This window comes from Fodinibius salicampi (genome assembly GCF_039545095.1).
GTDB classification, from domain to species: Bacteria; Bacteroidota; Rhodothermia; order Balneolales; family Balneolaceae; genus Fodinibius; species Fodinibius salicampi.
The window spans coordinates 241,388-261,888 of sequence record NZ_BAABRS010000004.1 but is presented as its reverse complement, the minus strand read 5'-3'; the positions used below and the strand labels follow the sequence as shown (position 1 = coordinate 261,888).

At 43.8% G+C, this 20,501-nt stretch carries 15 protein-coding genes; 1 reads left to right on the top strand and 14 read right to left on the bottom strand.

Features of this window, described 5'->3' with window-relative positions; all coding sequences use genetic code 11:
- Window positions 1–7: 7 nt before the first annotated feature.
- Both ABEB05_RS14695 and ABEB05_RS14690 read right to left on the bottom strand, forming a co-directional pair.
- Window positions 8–3,061: a collagenase gene (locus tag ABEB05_RS14695; RefSeq protein ID WP_265791105.1), complete on the bottom strand. Its 3,054-nt coding sequence runs from the start codon at window positions 3,059–3,061 to the stop codon at window positions 8–10.
- A 208-nt stretch (window positions 3,062–3,269) separates the two neighbouring features.
- The gene (locus ABEB05_RS14690; RefSeq protein ID WP_265791106.1) at window positions 3,270–5,495 is read right to left on the bottom strand and encodes an amino acid permease; all 2,226 of its coding nucleotides are present in this window, start codon (window positions 5,493–5,495) and stop codon (window positions 3,270–3,272) included.
- A gap of 197 nt (window positions 5,496–5,692) precedes the next feature.
- On the opposite strand from ABEB05_RS14690, the gene ABEB05_RS14685 reads away from it, so the two are divergent.
- Window positions 5,693–6,763: a glycoside hydrolase family 43 protein gene (locus ABEB05_RS14685; RefSeq protein WP_265791107.1), complete on the top strand. Its 1,071-nt coding sequence runs from the start codon at window positions 5,693–5,695 to the stop codon at window positions 6,761–6,763.
- Window positions 6,764–6,866: 103 nt separating this feature from the next.
- Here ABEB05_RS14685 and pheA read toward each other — a convergent pair whose 3' ends face one another.
- The 12 genes from pheA to ABEB05_RS14625 all read right to left on the bottom strand — a co-directional run bounded on the left by pheA (window position 6,867) and on the right by ABEB05_RS14625 (window position 20,474).
- Window positions 6,867–8,015 (bottom strand): prephenate dehydratase, encoded by a 1,149-nt coding sequence (pheA, locus tag ABEB05_RS14680; RefSeq protein WP_265791108.1) that lies wholly within the window; start codon window positions 8,013–8,015, stop codon window positions 6,867–6,869.
- Between the two features lie 173 nt (window positions 8,016–8,188).
- Window positions 8,189–9,313: an ABC transporter permease gene (locus tag ABEB05_RS14675; RefSeq protein ID WP_265791110.1), complete on the bottom strand. Its 1,125-nt coding sequence runs from the start codon at window positions 9,311–9,313 to the stop codon at window positions 8,189–8,191.
- A gap of 145 nt (window positions 9,314–9,458) precedes the next feature.
- The gene (locus ABEB05_RS14670) at window positions 9,459–10,565 is read right to left on the bottom strand and encodes an ABC transporter permease (protein ID WP_265791111.1); all 1,107 of its coding nucleotides are present in this window, start codon (window positions 10,563–10,565) and stop codon (window positions 9,459–9,461) included.
- Between the two features lie 184 nt (window positions 10,566–10,749).
- On the bottom strand, window positions 10,750–11,499 hold the full coding sequence (locus ABEB05_RS14665; protein WP_265791112.1) for an ABC transporter ATP-binding protein: 750 nt from the start codon (window positions 11,497–11,499) through the stop codon (window positions 10,750–10,752).
- Window positions 11,492–12,415: an ABC transporter ATP-binding protein gene (locus ABEB05_RS14660; RefSeq protein WP_265791113.1), complete on the bottom strand. Its 924-nt coding sequence runs from the start codon at window positions 12,413–12,415 to the stop codon at window positions 11,492–11,494. Before ABEB05_RS14660 ends, ABEB05_RS14665 begins: the two co-directional genes overlap by 8 nt.
- Before the next feature lie 9 nt (window positions 12,416–12,424).
- On the bottom strand, window positions 12,425–13,363 hold the full coding sequence (locus ABEB05_RS14655; protein ID WP_265791114.1) for an HlyD family secretion protein: 939 nt from the start codon (window positions 13,361–13,363) through the stop codon (window positions 12,425–12,427).
- A 45-nt stretch (window positions 13,364–13,408) separates the two neighbouring features.
- A complete protein-coding gene (locus ABEB05_RS14650) occupies window positions 13,409–14,263 on the bottom strand; it encodes a DUF726 domain-containing protein (RefSeq protein WP_265791115.1) in 855 nt (284 codons plus the stop codon).
- Between the two features lie 81 nt (window positions 14,264–14,344).
- Entirely contained in the window at window positions 14,345–14,998 is a 654-nt protein-coding gene (locus ABEB05_RS14645; protein WP_265791116.1) for a porin family protein, read from the bottom strand.
- A 174-nt stretch (window positions 14,999–15,172) separates the two neighbouring features.
- On the bottom strand, window positions 15,173–16,450 hold the full coding sequence (locus ABEB05_RS14640; RefSeq protein WP_265791117.1) for a TolC family protein: 1,278 nt from the start codon (window positions 16,448–16,450) through the stop codon (window positions 15,173–15,175).
- A complete protein-coding gene (locus ABEB05_RS14635; protein ID WP_265791118.1) occupies window positions 16,447–17,064 on the bottom strand; it encodes a TetR/AcrR family transcriptional regulator in 618 nt (205 codons plus the stop codon). Before ABEB05_RS14635 ends, ABEB05_RS14640 begins: the two co-directional genes overlap by 4 nt.
- A gap of 169 nt (window positions 17,065–17,233) precedes the next feature.
- Window positions 17,234–18,943 carry an ATP-binding protein gene (locus ABEB05_RS14630; RefSeq protein ID WP_265791119.1) on the bottom strand — a complete coding sequence of 570 codons (1,710 nt, stop codon included), beginning with the start codon at window positions 18,941–18,943 and terminating at the stop codon, window positions 17,234–17,236.
- 256 nt (window positions 18,944–19,199) lie between these two features.
- The gene (locus tag ABEB05_RS14625) at window positions 19,200–20,474 is read right to left on the bottom strand and encodes a hemolysin family protein (protein ID WP_265791120.1); all 1,275 of its coding nucleotides are present in this window, start codon (window positions 20,472–20,474) and stop codon (window positions 19,200–19,202) included.
- Between the last annotated feature and the right edge of the window lie 27 nt (window positions 20,475–20,501).

The following is a 20,501-nucleotide window of genomic DNA, read 5'->3' as shown; positions in this document are numbered from 1 at the left end:
CGGCACATTACCAGCCGGGGGATATTTGAAATCCTATATAGCCCCCCTTTTCGGGACGCTGAAAAGGAACGGCATAGTACAGTTCGGTAATCAGATATCCCAGTATATTTACGCGCACGCTGGCCCCGGCACTAAAGACGGGAACCCGTTCGGCAGAGTGCCTGTCCCATTTCAGTACCGGAGGATCGTCTTTGGTCCAGCTCACGCCTCCGTCAAAGAATGCGGTGAGCGTGGTGGGTATGGTACGGGAATCAAAGAGCGCAAATTCATCCGGCCCGAGTACCGGCAGCCTTAGTTCCACATTGGAGATCGCCATTTTGCTGCCCGAAAGACGATTTAATTCCATACAGTTGCCTTCGGCTGACTGAGTGCATTCTCTGGGTTCAAAAGAAGTAAAATTATATCCGCGGATCAGGCTTTCATACCCAACAAAATTGGGACTTAACCGATCGTCCTCTGCATCTTGCCCGTATCGGCCACTGTGCATGGCGCGAAAAGCTAATGTCACCGGACGAAAAAAGAAGTAACGGCGATAGTCTGCCAGCGCTGATATATAATCCAGAGAGCCCGTCGTAGGAGAAACCTCCAGCCGCATGCGCTGTCCGGCTACCGGACCCGTAAGCGCCGGAACGGAAGAGTCTTGCACATACGCCAGTGAAGCATTCACCATATTTAGCGGTGATGGGGTGGAGAGATCTTCCGTTTCACGATCAAAAGGCGTTCCCAGCTGGTCAAAAAAGGTTTTTTGTAGCTCCATATCGTACCATATATGCGTATATCCGACACTGGCTTCGAGCCGCTGTGTGGTAGAAATAGGATACATGCCAAGGGCCGAAATACGATCCTGAAAAGTGCGCTGGTTAATGCGATTCAGGGTGGGAGCTACCACTTCCGTATCATCGACCGTGGTGGTATCCTGAGAATAGAAGCCGCGGCTGGTTCTATATGGAATATGAGAAACAGATCCGCCCCAGATAATACGATTGTCCCTGTTCAGATAAGCTACCTGTCCGCCCAGGTCTTTAAAGGTACCCTGTAATCGCAGTGTGGTCATCAGCTGGTGCTGATTCAGCATGTCGCTGAATTGCAGGTCAATACCTCCACCAGCTCCCACTCCCAGCTGATTGGAAACGCCAATACCGCCTCCGCCGCCAATGTAATCGAGTGCCAGGCGGGGCTGATAATCTGACTGGGAGAAGGAAGTATCCGAAGGAAGATCGGTTTCCGGATCAGATAACAATGAAGAAACGACTTGTTGGCCGCTCCTAGCATCTGGTGGTAATTGTAAAGAGTTAACCAGGGGAGCATCCTCTTCAACTCGCTCTCCTGAGCTTTCACCGGGCGAAAGCCGGCGAAAGAGATACTGTGAATCTTTAAAGGTTGTAAGGATCATGGTGCCCTCATTGCTGGCTACACTGAGCGCAGGGGAATATTTACTGATTCCGCTTACCCCCGTACTGACATCCGTAACCTGGTAGCGATCCATTGTCTGCATGTCATAACGATACACGTTATTGACCCCCTCGTGGTCGGAAATAAAATACAGGGAATTCCCATCGGGACCGAATTGCGGGTTAATGTGCTTGGCATCATCAAAGGCGGGAAGAACGGTATGTTCGCCCGTTTCCATGTCCCTCAGGGTAATCACCATCTCTCCATATACCAGATCATCAAGATCAGTATCAGGACCGCGGTCGGATATAAAAGCAAGCGTTTCGCCGTCCGGGGACCAGGTGGGCTGCAAATCGGAATGGCGGTCTTTGGTTATCTGCTGCAGCGAATCTTTTTCCATATCATACATCCACAAGTCACTATAGCCATCAGTAGATCCTGAGAAAGCAATCTTATTTCCATCCGGAGACCAAGCTGGATTCGTTATTGCATCCACTTCGTCAAAATGAAGCCTCCGTGTGATATCCCCGTTATCGGGATCAATAAGAATAATCTGGTTGTCTCCTTTCGCAAAGACTACGGCCGCAAACCGTTCACTGTCCGGCGACCAGCTGCCTGAAGATTCGATGAAACGCAGAGCATTAAGATGAGGATCAGTGATAGTGCTGGTCAGCTTTCGGATCACTTCACCCGTTTGAGCATCAGCAAGGTACCATTCCAGGGAAAAAAGGCTTTCATCGGAGATGTATACTACATATTCTCCATCAGGGCTCAAAGACGGAGCACTTCTCATTCGATCTGAATCATCCGAAAACACCGGCTCACCAACCTCATCGGGTGGGGTTAGCCGTTTCACTTCGCTTTCGTAAGTGGATCTCATCGCTTTGTGCCACATTCCCGAAAGGGTATCAGTGGAAATATTAAGGGTATCCTCCAACCCTTTCTTGATACCTTTTTTAGCTACGGACTCGTACAGGGGCTTTATTATCTGGTCTCCCCAGGTTCCTGTCATATAACTCCACATCGCATGCCCGTATCGGTAGGGGAAATATTCTCTACTATTGGAAAGCTCACTAATCGTGGGCAGATTGTCGTGTAGTACAGCATCGCGCATCCACATGGCTGTTTGCGTATCATTTGGGCCGATGGACAGGTATTCGGCCATTCCCTCTATAAACCACAGGGGTATATCAGAGGTTGCCTGTATGCCGCCGAAATTACTGCCTTTGGCTATACGATACTGAAAAGCATGCACCAGCTCATGGCCCAATACGTGATTGGTACTACTGTTGGATTCAGCAAATGGCATCACTACCCGGTTTCTTAGTCCCTCGGTGACACCACCGGTTCCCACACTTACATTGGGTACAATATTGTTTTGCTGAAAATCGGCATGATTGGCATAAATAATGAGTGGGTTACGCTTCGAAAAGGTAAAGTTAAACACTGTTGCATGGCGCTCATACCAGCGCTCCGAAAGTTTTCCAAGATTCTGTACCGCTTCGTCTTCTGCAGGATAATGATAAAGATCAAAATTAGGCGTATGGAGGACTTCAAAATCAAAATCCTCGTATTGAACTTGGTTTCTGCCGAAATATTGAGCGCTAATAATTTGGGGAATAATGAGCAAACAAAATAATATCCAATAAACTTTCTTATTGAAAATCATAATAACATGATTGCCTTATGTAAAAAGTAGAATATTTATTGTCTTTCTTTTTTAATGGAAGTCAACTTCTATGCGTTCCATGGAAATATTCAGCCCCAAATAGCAACCAGATAGGCGAAAAGTTTTAAAAAAGCTAAAGGAGAACTTATTAACTGCAAAATGAGGTTCTGGGGCGATTGAGAGTCTTCATTTTGATAGGATCAGGCTGTCAGGCCAGAATGTTTTCATTGCCAGAATCGGCCACAAAAACACAGGCCGATTGGGTACGCTCTACGAATAACCGGAGTTCGTCCAAGTCGGGATCCTGGGGTAATCCCATCAAATCCACATCTGCCTGTGGAGCATTTTGGATAGCTTCTTTAAAAGTGCCAATCTCTACATGAGGCTGAACATCCGGGAGGCGTGCAACATCCAATAGGTTTTCGAGATAGTTATAGGCCTGTTCTACCTGCGATTCATCCACAACCGTTATCATTCTCATGGTGGCATTCCAGTTCATTTTTAATTTATAGGCGGTAAGTAAAGCTAAGTCTATATTTCCAAGCTCCATACTCAAATCCCAGTCAGGGCTCCTTTCGCGCATCCATACATTTACCGATGAACTTCTGCCAAGCTGTGCTATCGTATCCTCTACATAAAGCTGGATTCCCATATTATTTAACCTTGCCTGGTTGATGATAGAATGAATTTCTTCATCATATCTTTTATGGTTCGGTAACCTCAGAAAGAGGATATTAGGCCTGAAAAATGTCCCTTGTAATGTTTGAAGTGAGTTTAATATGGCTTCCTTAAAATTATCAGAATCTATAACGCTCCACTTCGCGTATACGTTTTCTCTGCTAAATGACATAGCAAAGTCCATCAGCGAATCTCTGAGTTTACTATCATCTCCTGTACCCGACAGTCCCACTAATTTTACCGATCCTTTGGGATATACCAGATTTCTGATGAGACTAAAACTGCCGCGCAACTCCCTTGCGCTGCGCACAGGCACAAGTAGATTTGCTTTCCATGCACGCTCATTATTTTCCGGCAGAAGGGAAACGCGCTTTGCTGCCCACTCGGCCAGGGATACAAAAAGACCACTTCTCATATCCCCATAGGGCACTTTTAACTTTCTGTTCGTGAGATATAAATAGGTTAGAACTACAAATCCCAGAGCAACAAGTCCGAAAGTAGAATTAATGATAAACATGGTAAAAAGGCATCCGGCTGTACCTATAAATGGAACAAACTTGGGAATGGTAAAAGTGGGACGAAAACTAATCATGTTCATCCACTGCTCCACGAATACTACCAGATTGATCATCATATAAGTGATAAGAAAAAACATCGTAATGAGCGGAGCGATGGTATTAAGATCGCGAAGCAGCAGGGTTGCTAACACAATGCCTCCAGTCAGGAGAATAGCATTCCGGGGTTCACCATTTTCCGACAATTTTGAAAATATTTCTCCACCTGGGAAAATCCGATGATCGCCGAGGGCCTGTAAAATACGGGGTGCTCCCACAATAGAAGCCAATGCCGATGAAAAGGTCGCACCTAATAGTCCGCCTAAAACGGCCGGCGCCCATAAAGCATAATCAATCATCACGTTATAGTTGCTTACCAGCTCATCCACCGGTGCTACCCTTGCAAACCAATAACCCGAGGCCATATATATTACATAACTAATGACTATAGCCGAGATGGTTCCCAGGGGAATGCTCTTTTTAGGATTTTTTAGCTCCCCGGACATATTAGCACCCGCCATGATTCCGGTAGCCGCGGGAAATAGCACTGCGAATACCACCCAAAAACTGACGCCCTCAAACCCATTCTCCGGGGCTCCGGGAAACGCTCCCCACCATTGTATACTATGTTCCATTGCCCCCGTAAAAATGGTGCCCCCAACGGAAATTAAAGCTCCAACAATGACCGCTAAAATAATATACTGTATTCTAAAAGCCAGTTTGGCACTCATAAATGCGATGCCGAACAAAGTTCCAAATACTACAAAATCGACCAATATGGCATAATGTCCAGGAAAGATATAGAGCCATCCCTCTCTGAATCCGAAAATATACATTGTAATAGCAAAAGTCTGAGCAAGATACAGGGGAACGCCTACGCTACCTCCTACCTCAAGTCCCAGTGACTGCGAAATAATGGAATATGCGCCACCCGCCTTGATGCGAATATTTGTAGTAATACATGACATCGAAAGGGCCGTAAAGGTGACAATGACAAAAGCAAGGGTAATTATGAGCCACCCACCCAGCAGTCCGGCATTCCCAATCACCCAGCCCTGTCGAAGGAAAAGGATAACGCCCAGTATAGTAAGGAGCGTAGGCACAAACACCCCGCCAAAGGTACCGTACTTCTGTTGAACGCCAGATTTCTGCTCGTCAACCTGTTCTTGTAAAGTTGTTTCTTCGGCTAATTCATTACCCATTGCAAATATTCACTTTGTTGGAGCTACTCCATTAATGTATAAACCTGCTCCTTCAATTCACAAAAGATCGCATTTTTTTATTCTATTCTTCAAAAACTGATTACCTCATTACTGTGCAACGACTTGTTAAGTGTGTTTAAAACAATTATAATTTAATTGTCTGTTTTTTACTGATAACCACTATAAATGATTTTATCATGAAATATTTACTATACCGTCTTCCTTTTTTGCTTGTTGTTATTTTATTTCTTCAGACTGGTTTTACTGCTTCTGATACAGTCCAAGCGCAATCATCTTCTGTCTCAGAAGCGCCCTATACCAATCCGCTTATTCTCCATCGGGCCGATCCATGGATTTATCGCCATACCGATGGCTACTATTATTTAACGGCTTCTGTTCCGGAATTCGACCGGCTGGAAGTTCGCCGGTCCAAAACGATAGAGGGACTTAAAGAGGCCGAACCCAAAGTCATCTGGCGCAAGCATGATGAGGGCCCCATGGGTTCCCACATCTGGGCTCCGGAACTCCACTATATTAATGGCAAATGGTATATGTATTTCGCGGCGGGTGGTTCTGAGGATATTTGGGCAATCCGTATGTATGTGCTGGAAAACGATTCCGAAAACCCCCTGACGGGCGAATGGGTTGAAAAAGGACAAACAAAAACAAAGTGGGAAACCTTCTCGCTAGATGCTACGACCTTCGAACATCGAGGTACACGCTATATGGTTTGGGCGCAGCATCCACCGGAAATGGATGGCAATACCGCCCTTTATATCGCAGAAATGGACACCCCATGGAGTATCGTACAGCCGCAGGTTGAACTTACCCGTCCCGAATATGAATGGGAAAAACAACTTTTTGAGGTAAATGAAGGAGCAGCAGTCATCAAAAAGAATGATAAGATCTTTATGACCTACTCAGCCAGCGGCACAGATCATAATTATTCGGTGGGTCTCCTTACCGCGAATGCAGATGCCGACTTGCTGGACCCAGACAGCTGGGAAAAGTCTGCCGAGCCAGTTTTCGAAACATCGGAGGAGAATGGGATTTATGGCCCGGGACATAATAGCTTTACCACAACTCCGGATGGAAAAACAGATCTATTTATATATCATGCCAGAAGCTATAAGAAGATTGAGGGCGATCCGCTTGATGACCCTAACCGGCATACGCGCGTGCAGGAACTTCAATGGTCAGAGGAGGGGACCCCTGTTTTCGGAGAACCTTTGCCGGATAATGCCCCGACCGATCCGGATAAACGTTAAACATTACCCGCGGGAATAAATTCCCGCGCTAGTTATAGATTCCCTAACCCTGCTATTGCATTGCTTATATCAATCTTTTGTTCGCCAGACAAGTAACTTAATACTAATCCCCATTGCCTACCTGTGCAGGATAGGAACCGAGTATCTTCAGTGAGCTGGCTTTCTGCTCCAGCTCTTCAAGGGCAAGCCGCGTATCGGGATTGGCAATGTTGCCCTCAATATCCAGGTAAAACTGGTACTTCCAGGGCTCGTTGGGCTTGGGACGTGATTCCAGCTTTGTCATGCGTATATCGTGCTCATCAATTACGTTCAGACAGCGTATCAGCGCACCTTTATCGTGAGAAGTTACCATCAACAATGAGGTTTTACACGGAATCTGCTGATCGACTTCCACAGGATCGGTACTGACTACCACAAAACGGGTAAAGTTTTCAGGCTGATTGGCTAAGTCGCGTTCCAGAATTTTGAGATCATAAATTTCGGCCGCATGGGCACCTGCAATAGCCGCCTGTGATAAGTCTCCGTCTTCCAATACTTTCTTCGCAGCCATCGCCGTATCAATATAAGATTCCACTTTACAGCGATGCTGTTTAGCCAGAAAGTTGCTGCACTGGGCAATCGCTTGTGGATGCGACAAGATACGCCGGATTTTATCTGTGGATACCTCTTCGATAGCCAACAGACAGTGGATAATTCGAAGGGCTTCCTCCCCTACAATGTGCAGGTTCCCGTCTCCCAGAATATCATAGGTATCGCTGATAGAACCGGCGGTGGTATTTTCTATTGGAAGAATCGCATAATCCACCTTCCCCTCTTCCACGGCTTTGGCAGCCTGACGGAACGTATCATATCCAACAGAGTGGACTTCTGTATAACGCTCTTCAAAGTGACGTGTGGCAGCCAAATCACTATAAGCCCCTTCTGTTCCCTGGTAGGCTACTCGAACATGTTTGGCATCATTTTTAACATTCTGATAATCAACCAGTGTATGTGTCTGGAAACGGACGGAATGATCGATAATATCCTTAAACAGCTGTTCCGCAAAATAGCGATCGAGTCCCGCTTCCCGGGCCAACTTGGTTATTTTATTGAGGAGCTTCTCCTCACGCTGGAAGTCGCGTATATTTTTTTGTTCATCTATCTTAAAAGACGAAACTTCTCTTACCAACTGCTGACGTTTAGCCAGTGCGTCAATAATTTTTTTATCCGTTTCGTCAAGTTGCTTTCGTATTTGATCTAATTTATCTGACATAACTATGCTTCTCTGTTCACTTCAAGTACAGCGATAGAATATCAGAATAATAGCGTTTATAAAAATAAAAATTAGCAATATTCCGATATTCTATCACAGACTTGAGTAAATTCCATCTTCGGTGGCCAGCTTCTATGGAAATGAGCTAACTGAACGTCCAGCATAGAGGTCAGTTATGCCGTTGATTTTTGATACCGGAAGATAGCCGCTGGAAGAATGATTACAGCCATCAGAGTGAGTAAACCCGTCAGATGCTGGACTTCCGTCCAACCGGCTCCTTTCAATAATACCATCCGCATAATTTTAATGAAGTGTGCTACCGGATTGAACATTGATAACTCCTGCGCCCATACCGGCATACTTTCAATGGGCGTAAACAAACCTCCCATCAGAATAAAAACGACCATTAAAAACCAGGCAATAAACATCGCCTGCTGCTGGGTATCAGTTATTGTTGAGATAAATAAGCCAATGCCCTGTACCACCAACATAAATATAGCCGCAATACCAAAAAGCAATAATACACTGCCGACAAAGGGGATGTTAAAGCCGTAATAAGCGATAAAAAGTCCTATTCCAAGCTCAAAAAGGGCAATGATCCAGAACGGCAACAGCTTCCCCGTAATAAACTGGTATCGTTTAATCGGCGTCACGTTTAGCTGTTCGATGGTGCCGATTTCCCGTTCACGCACGATATTCATTCCAGACAGAAACATCCCAATCATCGATACAAGCACGACCAGGATTCCGGGAACCATGTATTTGATATAATCGAGGTTGGGATTGTACCAGCTGGCCGGAATAATCTCAATGCCCTGAGATGCTAAACCGGAAGGCTGTATGTCCGTAATGTCTGGCTGAATTTCTGCATTAAAATCCTGAATAATGGACCGACCATATCCCTGGATGAGTCCGGCTGTAGCACCGTCTACGGCATCTATATTCATTTGGATGGAACTACTTTTACCAGACTTTAGATCTTTTTTAAAGTGAGGTGGGATTACAAGTGCCAGCTGCACTTCATTTTTTTGGATCTCCCGAATTCCATGATCAATATCTTGAGAATGACTTTTCAAATTAAAATAACCCGAGGCCTGCAACTTAGTTACCAACTGCCGGGATACGTCTGACTGATCAAAATCCACTAAATGCATATCCACTTCTTTTAGCTCGTAGGTTGCTGCAAAAGAGAGTACTACCAGCTGAATAATAGGCATGAGAAAGATGATAGGCAGCATACTTTTATTACGAAATATCTGCAGAAACTCTTTTTGTAAAAGAAATTTTATAGTTCTCATCTCAGTTAGCAGTTAGCAGTTAGCAGTTAGCAGTTAGCAGGCTGCGGATTTCTAATCTCCGGGCCAAAAATTAATTTTGTTATTTGTTATACATTCAAGACTTCCGCTATAAAGTACTTCGAATTCACAGAACTCAACCTTAACTTCATTCCAATCTCACTTTGAAGCTCCTGACACTGAGTGTAATAAATCCAAGCGTCATGACAAGCAATACCAGGGTCTCTTTCCAAAGAAACAGCAAGCTGGAATCTTTGAGCATTATGCTTCGCACTATGACCAGAAACCAGCGCGCCGGAATCAGGTTGCTTATCCACTGCAATACCTGGGGCATACTTGCAATCGGAAATATAAAGCCCGACAAAAGAACAGTCGGCAACAACAACCCTGCCAGGGAAACCATCATGGCGGTCTGCTGATCATTGGCTTTCGTAGAGATTAATACACCCAGCGCCAGAGCCGTAAAAATGAACAACAGCGATTCAATCAAAAACAGACTGTATGATCCCCGAAAAGGGACATCAAACACCCACTGGGCCATTAATAATACCGTCAGTACATTTATAAATGATAGTACGAGATAAGGCAATACCTTGCCCACAATAACCTGGGACGGATGCAGCGGAGAAACCAGCAGAATCTCCATATTCCCCATCTCTTTCTCACGAGTAATTGAGATAGAAGTCATTAATGTTGATATAAGCATTAGAATAACGGCAATAAGTCCCGGTACAAACAAATTGACGCTTTCCAGCTGCGGATTAAACAGCATATTGGCATGAACTCTTATGCCTCTCTTTTCCGTGCCCGCAGGTGACATGCGCTGCTGGAAATCAAGGATAATAGAGGAAGAATACTGTTGAATAAGCTGTGCCAGGTTTGGATTGGAAGCATCTGTTATTATATGAACGGCTGGCTGCCCTCCTCGCTCCAGCTTGCGGGCAAAATCATTCTCAAAAACGATAACTTCATCAATCTCTCCCTGCTGGAAAATGGTCTCAATATTATTTATATCCTGTAATTCACCCGCGACGCTAAAATAATTTGAAGCATCAATCTTATTGACAAGCTCCCGGGTTACTTCATCACGAGAGTTATCCAGAACCATGATCCGGGCATTCTCCACTTCATTCCGGATGGCAAAGCCAAACAACAACATCTGTATGATTGGCATGCCAAACAACACCAACAGTGTCCGCCTGTCGCGATAGATCTGCTTGAATTCTTTAGTAATGAATGCTTTAAATGATTGCATTTTTTAGTGATCAGTTAACAGTGTTCAGTGTGTCAGCGTATTATGTGCCAATAGCTTCAATATTTTTTTTTGCAAGGAAAACGGTCCAGATAAATCTTACTATTGAAATCGTTAATTACATATTTTACAGGATACATTATGCATAATAATTTGTATTACTGTTACCTGTTTACTGACTAACTGTTCACTGTTCACTGCGATCAGCGCCACGGGCCAGCTCTATAAAGACCTCTTCAATATCGTCAGCTTTAAATTCCTCTTTTAATCCTGAGGGCGTATCCAACGCTTCTATAACGCCGTCAACCATGATGGAAACGCGGTCACAGTATTCTGCTTCATCCATATAATGGGTAGTTACAAAAACGGTGGTTCCTTTTTCCGTAACTTCATATATCTGCTCCCAAAATTGGCGCCGGGTAATTGGGTCGACGCCTCCCGTCGGTTCATCCAAAAAAACAATATCCGGTTCATGCAGTACCGCAACTGAAAACGCCAGCTTCTGTTTCCACCCCAATGGCAATGAGCCAATACGTTTATCGCGTGCATCACTGAGCTGAAGGGTTTCCAGCAAATCATCTGCTTTTGCTTTTACGATCTCCATCGGTAGTCCATAAATACCTCCGTACAGCCGAATATTTTCCCAAACGGTCAGATCGGCATAAAGAGAAAATTTTTGGCTCATATATCCTATTCTTTTCTTGATAGCTTCAGCTTCGGTAAACACATCATAACCTGCAACAGTAGCTTCCCCGGATGTCGGCGTTAATAATCCAATAAGCATTCGTATAGCCGTAGTTTTACCTGCTCCATTGGCTCCCAAGAATCCAAATATTTCTCCCCTGCTTACTTCAAAGCTGATATTATCCACCGCAAAAAAGTCGCCAAACTTCCGGGTCAGATTCTGTGTCTTAATCGCGGGTATCGTGTTATTCATGGATGTTTCTATTTTGCATGAGTGCTATAAAACTGTCTTCAATATCGGGCGATGTTGGTTTTATGCTAATTCCGGACAAACCGGCATCCGACAAGTAGGCCTTCAGTTCATCAGCATTTGGTACTTCCCTCTGGTCGGTGTAGTGTACGTACTCTCCGAATGGCTGTACGGAATGACTCCACTGGTAGCTGCGAAGCTCTTTGATAAGCCAATACATGCTGGTGGCTTTGACGGCCAAAATTGGTTTATTAAATGATTGAACGACCTTCGCCGGGGTGTCAATCTGAAGAATTTTCCCTTCGTCAATGAGTGCGACTCGATCGCACTGCTCGGCTTCATCCATATAAGGTGTTGAAGCAATTACGGTAATACCCTCAGCATTCAGCCGCTGGAGCATCTCCCAGAATTCCTGTCGTGATACCGCATCCACTCCCGTTGTGGGTTCGTCCAACACGAGTAGCTCCGGCTTATGGATAAGCGCGCAACTTAACGCCAGCTTCTGTTTCATTCCACCGGATAGGGCACCAGCCAATCGGTCTTCAAACTTTTCGAGCTGACTATAAATCGGAGCTACCAAATCGTAATTTTCTTCCAGTGTGGTACCAAAGACCGAGGCAAAGAAATTCATATTCTCCCGCACGCTTAAATCCTGGTACAGCGCAAACTGTCCGGGCATGTATCCAAGCTTGGGACGAATGGAACGATAGTCTTCTATCACATCCATTCCTAAAACTGTGGCCGTACCAGAATCGGGTTTTATTAACGTCGTCAGAATACGAAACAGAGAGGTCTTTCCCGCTCCGTCGGGACCGATAAAGCCGAAAAGTTCTCCCCTCTCTACTTCGAAGGAAACATCCTTCAGAGCCTGGACCTTTCCATAACTTTTTGTGATATGTTCAATGACTAATGGTTTCATAATATAATGCTATTCAAAATTCACTTCTCCGGGCATCCCTATTTTTAAAATACCATTGGGATTAGGTACTCGAACTTTCACGGCATATACCTGTGTTACCCGTTCCTCCTTGGTTTGGATCATTTTGGGAGTAAACTCTGCTTCAGATGCAATCCAGCTTACTTTTCCCTCCATTGCCTGATTTTCCTCAGCGTTTTTATCAACTAATACTTCAACTCGCTGTCCAAGCTTCACAGAAGGTAATTGTGCTCCACTGATATAAACCCGAAGCTCCAACGTATCCAAATTGGCAATTTCATAAAGCGGCTGGCCTTGCCGGATCATTTCATAGGTCTCCACAAAAGAGGTAAGTACCGTTCCGTTTACCGGATTCATTATCAGGGCATCGTCAATCTGATCCTCCACCTGTTCAATACGCGTTCGGATAGTCTCCATTTCAGCCCGGATGGATTGTTTTTCGGTTTGGAGAGCTCGAATCCTTTTCTCCATAGTCTGTACCTTGGTTCGGGTATCATCCAGCTGCTGTTCGGTAGCAGCGCCATCTTCGTGCAGAGCTTCCGTTCGCTTCAAGTTGGTCCGGGCCAGGGCTAATTCTTCTTGCTGGACTGCAACCTGCGCATCTATATTTTCAATTTTAGAACGGACTGATTCTAATTGTGATCTTAATTCTTTCTTCTGCAGTGACAGGCGCGTGGTATCCACCTGGCCAACCTGCGTATTCTGGTCAAGGCGATCCCCTTCGTTAATGGTGTACTTTATTAGTTTGCCCGGCACCTCAGAAGAAATGGAAGTTTCTGTCGCTTCAAATTGCCCGTAAGTATCCGATTTTTCTTCGGAAGCGCAGCCCGCAAGCAGAACTAACAGCGGTACTGTATAAAAGAACCAATGCAGCTTGCCGACTACGTGCCTTACTATTGTAACCTGTGATAATCTATTTATATGTAACATGTTTTTATTGTTATAACTCAGATTTTAATTCCTGACTTCTTCCCTTCATGCTGTGGACAATCGTTTTTTAGAATCACCGAAAACCTTATCGAATACCGTGTGGAACCCCGGCAAAAGCTTGTATTTTCTGGGGTATTGTTTTCCCGAAAGAGTCTTTCCAATAAATTCAAAAACAACTCTGGAATTCCAGTATTCGGTATGATTTGAGATTACCTCGCTGCAATCAACGATGGTAAGTTTCTCCAAATGCGAGACTACTTCGGTTTGGTTCTGTAATCCGGAATAGCCCACCGCATCCTGCCATTCTACCAAGCGAAACCAGTATTTAAGAATGTCATCATTTTCCGTATGGAACAAATAAAGGCTATCCATTTTCTGTATTATTTGCTCTGTACTCTCTTTTAGAAAAATATTTTGAGATACTGCAGCTCCGAACGAAAACACATTCCGGATTCTCATCTTTTTGTTAGTCTTCAAGGCATGGTATCCCACAATAGTTGCCATACTATGACCAATTACATCGATAGTACATTTTGCTTTACTGAATCGATTAATCCAATGGCGCAATTGCCGACCGGCCCTACGGGCATTTCGTTTGGACTTAAAGTAATTAAACTCTGATTCTCCCCCTGGCCATACATATCCGATAATAGCATCGTATTCCGAGTTAAAAAATATGCGATATTGTTGTTCTATCTTTTTAAAGACTGACTGAATATGATGGGTAGTATTATTGAAACCATGGATAAGCACTAAAATATTTTTTTGTGCTACCTGCTGCATTAAATCATCGTCCGTCATCGAGTGCAGTTTCATATCTTCGTCTAAGTAAGATATCTGCTCAAACCGGGAAAAAGTATTTCCTTTGACTCCATCCTGTCGTAAGTTGATCAAAAACATGGTAACCTGATTTTGTATCTTTTTATAAGAGTCTGCTTGACAGCGCTATCCGCCATCAGACAGGTTAGTAAATTTATTGACCTAAAAACCTACGGCCAGTGCAATAGTGAATACCCTGTTTTTTGCCTCCGGATCTCCAGCTATATCAAACACATCGGTAAGCCCCAATGTATAACGCAGATCTAATCCTACAGTTTGGATAAAATCAGTTGGAGATGAAGCTACCTCTGCATCAAGCCCCCCACCAAACGTCAGTCCAAATTCTGCATCCTGTATTTCATCATCGATGTCGCGATCGTTTGCATTACCATATAGTTTAAATCCAATTGCAGGGCCGACAAGAATATTTGGATGCAAAGTATTACCAGTTACCAGATGATATTTGAATAATACTGGTACTTCCAGATAACCTAACTCATAATCAGTAGTAGTCTCTTGCCCTGAAACACTATTATCTAATTCTGCTCCCTTCATGCTAAAAAGCATCTCGGGCTGGAGGGACAGACGAGGACTAAATGCATAGCTAAAGAATAAGCCCCCATTGAATCCCGTTGCAATCTCGGTATCATTAACATCATCACCATAGAGAGTAGCCAAGTTAACTCCTCCCTTTAATCCCCAGCTTAATGGCGCGCTCTTAATCCTCTGTGCATTGACTGTTGAACTGACAAAAAGCAGTGTTGCTAAAAGAGTAGCAGTAAAAAGTCCAAGATATTTTAACTGATTGATTTGCATAATAAACCTCCGTAATTTGGAATGCTGGGACATCTGCCTTTTGGCCGATGAACCCGATTAATGATTGAAGGTGCGCGTGCTTCTTACTTTGCCAAAAGCGGGGCACGTTGCACCTTTTATTTTTATAACCTGTTGTTCGTTATCGCATATCACAAATAAGCTTTACCTTCAACCTTATCGAATACCATCAGCAGGTATTCCCAATGTTGTCAAATATTCTACCTTTGCCTGCGACAAACGCACCCTGTTGATATAAAGTGAAAGGCGCGCCTGATTTGCACGGGTCAGCTCCATAACATACTCCGTAGCTGTAATCACCCCGTTTTTAAGCTGACTGGCACTTTCCTTCACCACTTGTTGGCGAAGTTCAATAATCTCCCGGTCCCGCTTCATATTTTCCTTTATGGATCCAATATGCTCGCTAATACGATCAAGCGAAGCATTGAGCTGACGCTGAAATGCACGCTGCTCATGATCTATCTTTTGCTGTTCGATCTTTAAAATCTGCTGCTCCCGATCGGCATTAAAAAAATCCCACACGTTCCATCGTACCTTCACGCCAGCTATATAGTAATCGTGGAAGTCATCATTCAGGAAATTGAGTCCGGGACGTCCATATGCCGCCGTTCCAAATGCGGCAAGTGATGGCATTTGTTTGGTTCGAACTAATTTTCTCTGCTGTTCAAGTGTCTGTCGCCTGCTTTCAAATAAATTTAACTCTGCACGCTGGGGATGAAGGGATTGGTAGCCAGGCTGCTCTTTCGGTAGCACCAACTTTGCTTTAGGAATAATTTCCTCTCCGATAATCTCACTTAAGACCTCGTATCCGGCCTTTATATTTGAATGATTATCTATGGAATCCTGGCGCGCGCTGATTAGTTCTGCTTTAAGAATATGTTGCTGGCTGGGAAGAAGTACTCCATTTTCTACCTGTGAGCGTACAGCAGATAACTGTTCTTCCAGGTTTTCAATCAACAAATTAATGGTTTTCGCTTGTTGCTGAGAAAGCAGAATACCGAAATAGACCTGGTCGATCTGGGAGCGTATTTGTTGCAAGTTCACTTCCGTAGCGTGCATTTGTTGCTCTCCTTTGGCTCTCTCCAGCTCCTTTTGGATTTCCACCGCTCCGCCGTTAAAAATCGTCTGGGTTACATCAACCGACCCCTCGTATTGATCTTTACTGATGCTCGGCAGACCTCCCCCACCGGACAATCCTATCTCAGTCACTTCCGACTGGTAAGTGGCTTGTCCATTTATCGTGATATCCGGGAAGTAACCGGTGTTTGCGATATGGACATTGAGCTCCGTAATCTTCTTCTGGAGTTCAACATTCTTAGCGGTGGGATAATGTTCATATGCCTGCTGATAGCAGTAGTCCAGACTTATCGAATCTGGTTGTACTGATCCAAAAAATGATAAAACAAAAAAAATGGCAATCGTTAAAAAAGTCATGGTCTTGTATAATTAATTCCACTCAGAATAAAATCCACCAAAAAGGGCTTTCTCTCTTTGAGAAATTTCAAAAACTGCTTTTCATCGTATTCAAAAAACACCTCAACCATCGTTCTGGCGATATAGGGAAAGAGGATAATACCTACAATACTTATCAATAATTGCGTAGGATCTACGGCATCCATTCGCTCTTCATTGATCGCCTCTTTGATTTGCCGCGTAAATTCAGCCGGTGGATGAATACCCTTTTCTTTGATAAAGCTCCGAAACCGATCGGGATTTTGATTCATCTCATAAATGATGAATTGGGCCATCTTGGGATTATCATTCAGGAAGCCGTAATAAGTATCAATAAGTCGTTCTAATTTTTCATCAAGTGGATCTTTGGAGCTGAGCACCTTGAATATTACCGGGAAAAAGCGACTCACTTCCCTTTGGTAAACTTTCTGGAAAAGCTTGTCTTTATTGCGGTAATAATAATGGAGCATCGATTTATTAATGTCTGCCTCATCAGCAATCTCCTGCATCCGGGCGCCAGCATATCCTTTTCGCTGGAAAACCCGGCTGGCCGCTTCAAAAATTTGTTCCTCTGTTCCTGATTTATTTTCGCTCATAATAGAATCTTTGGTTTAACATTCTGAAGGTAATCTAAATCATCTAACTATAAATTTCAACTATTTGGTTGAATATTTTAGTTAACAACTATTAAAAAAAGCTTAGGAAACAAAAAAAGCCCGTCAGATTTAATTCTGACGGGCTTTTAGAGGTAAATACCTATACTTTTTAGCCGATTCTCAGTTTTAAATCCTCGATTTTTTCAAGAATATCACCACGATCCATTTCCTGATAGCGTTCGGGGAGTAACTCTTTAGAGGTGCACTCAATAACCGCGCTAAGGGTCTGTAGTTCTATTTCCTCCGGATAGGTAGGCGGAAGAAAATCGTTTAGAGCAATATCCAGTATTTCAGGGGTTACTTTCCCCATTCCCTGAGCGGCGGCTCGAAATTTAGCCCGGGTAAGCGCTGCTTCCATATCTGCACCCGAGAAAGACTTAAGCCCCTGCTCAATAGTTTTCGGTACATATTCTTCGGTAAGTTCCAGTCCCGTTTTGTTCTTCATAACTTTGAACAGTTCCACACGTTCCTCTTTGGTGTGGGGCGGAAATAGTGCCAAGTGCTCCTCTGCCCTACCTTGTCTCTTGAGATCTACCGGCATCAAATCAGGTCGGGCCGTCATCAGGAACCAAAGTATGCGTCCTCTGTTACGCGTATCGCTCATAAAGGTAGCAATTTGAGAAAAAACCCGGCTGGATACTCCGCTGTCTCCACTTGCATCACGGTCTCCCAGATACGCATCAGCCTCATCAATCATTACGGCTACGGGCGCCATAGCTTTAAGCAATCCCAGTATTTTTTCCAGATTACCTTCGGTTACCCCCTGCCATTGACTCCGAAAGTTTTTGAGCTTCACCATGGGGATCCCCACCTCACTCGCAAAACAATTCACTAAAAATGTTTTACCCGTTCCTACAGGGCCGCATACGAGGTATCCCATTGGAAGTACATCGCGCCGACCATTTTTCAAGGCTTGCACAGCATGCCGAAGATGCTCCTTCACTTTAGTATGTCCCGCTACGTCGTCAAGCGTGTAATGGGTTTCCACAAACTCCAACAAGCCGTAGGCTTCGGCTTCAATGAGCTCTTTTTTGGCTTCTGAAAGGCGGTGGTGGGTTATAGTTTCCTTATTTTCACGGGCATTGGAAAGAATGCTTCGGATATTGATGAAATTCAGCCCTGCCGTCTGTTGGGCTACCACTTCGGCTGATACATTTGACAGTCCCCCGAACTTATCTTCTCCCACTTCAAAGTGGATAAAATTCTTCCGCTGCTTTTCATCAGGAATATTTATTTTGAGCTCGTTAGTATAGGGATTTTGAACCAATGTCTTATTCAGGTCAGCCAGGTTCTCAGTTAGCAGTACCGTTGTAAAATCCGCGGCTAAAAACATGGGATCATGCGCCCAACGAGATAAATATACCATAGAGGTACGGTCTTCGGAACCCGTAGACCCAGCCTCGTTCATTGGTACAATAGTTTCCGCATAATCAATAATAAGTGCGATACTCTTTTTGTCATCAATACGCAGGCGAAAATACTGCTCCAACAGTGAAAATACACGAACCGGATCCTTTGGAAGCTTATTCGCATAATCGGTGCCCATCAGTGAATCACGTCCCGACAACGCACGGTTAAAGTCTTTTTTTGATTCTCCATCTCTAAAGTAAATACCTGAAGAACGGTCGTAGAAAATGACGTAGTCCCGTGCCCCAAAAAACTCTTCTGATAAAAAAGTCTTCAATCGAACAAAATTATTATTCTCTCGGTCTAACGGAACCAAATCGTGCACATTTCCGTGTAGTATAAACTGGTTTATCGTACGACTCAGATATTTTTGGGCAAATTCCTGCGCCCATTCGGGATAATGGTTAAACATTCAGTTAGCGGTTAGCGGTTAGCGGTTAGCGGTTAGCGGTTAGCGGTTAGCGGTTAGCGGTTAGCGGTTAGCGGAGGCTGTTGATTTTATCTCTCAGTACCAAGAATTAACTTTTGATTATTTGATATAAGTTAATTGGTTATTCGGTGGTTGCTTTAGCTGAGGAAAAAGCTTCAACATTAAACCTGTAACTTTCAACCTTATAGCTTAACACTTAAAACTTTTCCCTGACCACAGTTGTACTGTTCTCTGTGCATTATTCCATCATTACCAGCTTTACCGTCTCAATACGGCTTGGTGTAGCCTTACTGATAATTACTTTGTTGTTGCCAATCATCAGCTCCTCATTTACTTTGGGAATACGTCCTAATTCATTAATAATGTAGCCGGCCACCGTCTCATATTCATCGGTATTTTCCAACAAATTTATCTCCGGATACTTCTCCAGCAGATCTTCAATTTCAATACCTCCACTCAGGATATAGGTATTTTCAGAGATTTTCTTCATGAAATAGTCTTCTGTGTCATATTCATCCTGTATATCCCCAACTACCTCTTCCAGCAGATCTTCAATGGTCACCATCCCAGCCGTCCCCCCATATTCATCTATCACAATAGCTACCGAAATATTCGTTTTCTGGAATTCGGAAAGCAGATCCTTTGAGCGTTGAGAAACCGGTACCAGTTTAACCGGACGTATAATTTCAGATAGATTCCGTGGATTGCTAAATAAATCGTAAGCAAAAATAACACCTATAATATCATCTATACTTTCCTGATAAACGGGTAGCTTAGAATAGCCGGAAGAGATAAAAATCTTGAGGGTTTCTTCAATACTACTATTCTTTTCCACGGCCACAATGTCAGTACGGGGGATCATAGACTCTCTTACCCTCATATTGGAAAGCTCCAAGACGTTATGGAGAATCTCTGAATCCTCCTTATCCAAATCTTCTCCTCCCTGGTCTCGCAATTCCTGAAAAATCATTTCTACATCCTGACGACTAAAAAGCTGATCGGATGATACACTTCCCGGCTGTACCATACGAATTACAATTTTGGACGCCCCATTAGCAACCGATATAAGAGGTCTAAAGAGATAATAAAATATTTGCTGGGGAATGGCTATAATACGCATCCACCAATCGGCATGAGTTCGAAATAACACTTTGGGCAGAATTTCACCAAATATCATAATAACCGCCGACGCTATAACCGTCTGCATGATAAGAATAAAGGTTACGGAGGGAGTTGTCCCTATCCAGCTCTGATAAAAATTTGTCAGGGGGGTGACCAGGAAAATAGCCATCAATGTACCGTATAGCACATTGGCGATATTATTACCAACCAGCGTTGTACTTAGAAAAGTTTGGGGACTGCGTACAAACTGACTGACCGTTTTGCTGGTCCAGCTATTGTTACGGGAAGCAATTTCAAGTTTTAATCGGTTGGCACTTACAAATGCCATTTCAGAACCGGAAAAAAATGCGCTAATTAAAACCGTTATAAGAATTAAAAACAGCTCTGTCATTTAAAAAAATTGATTAGATAATATCTG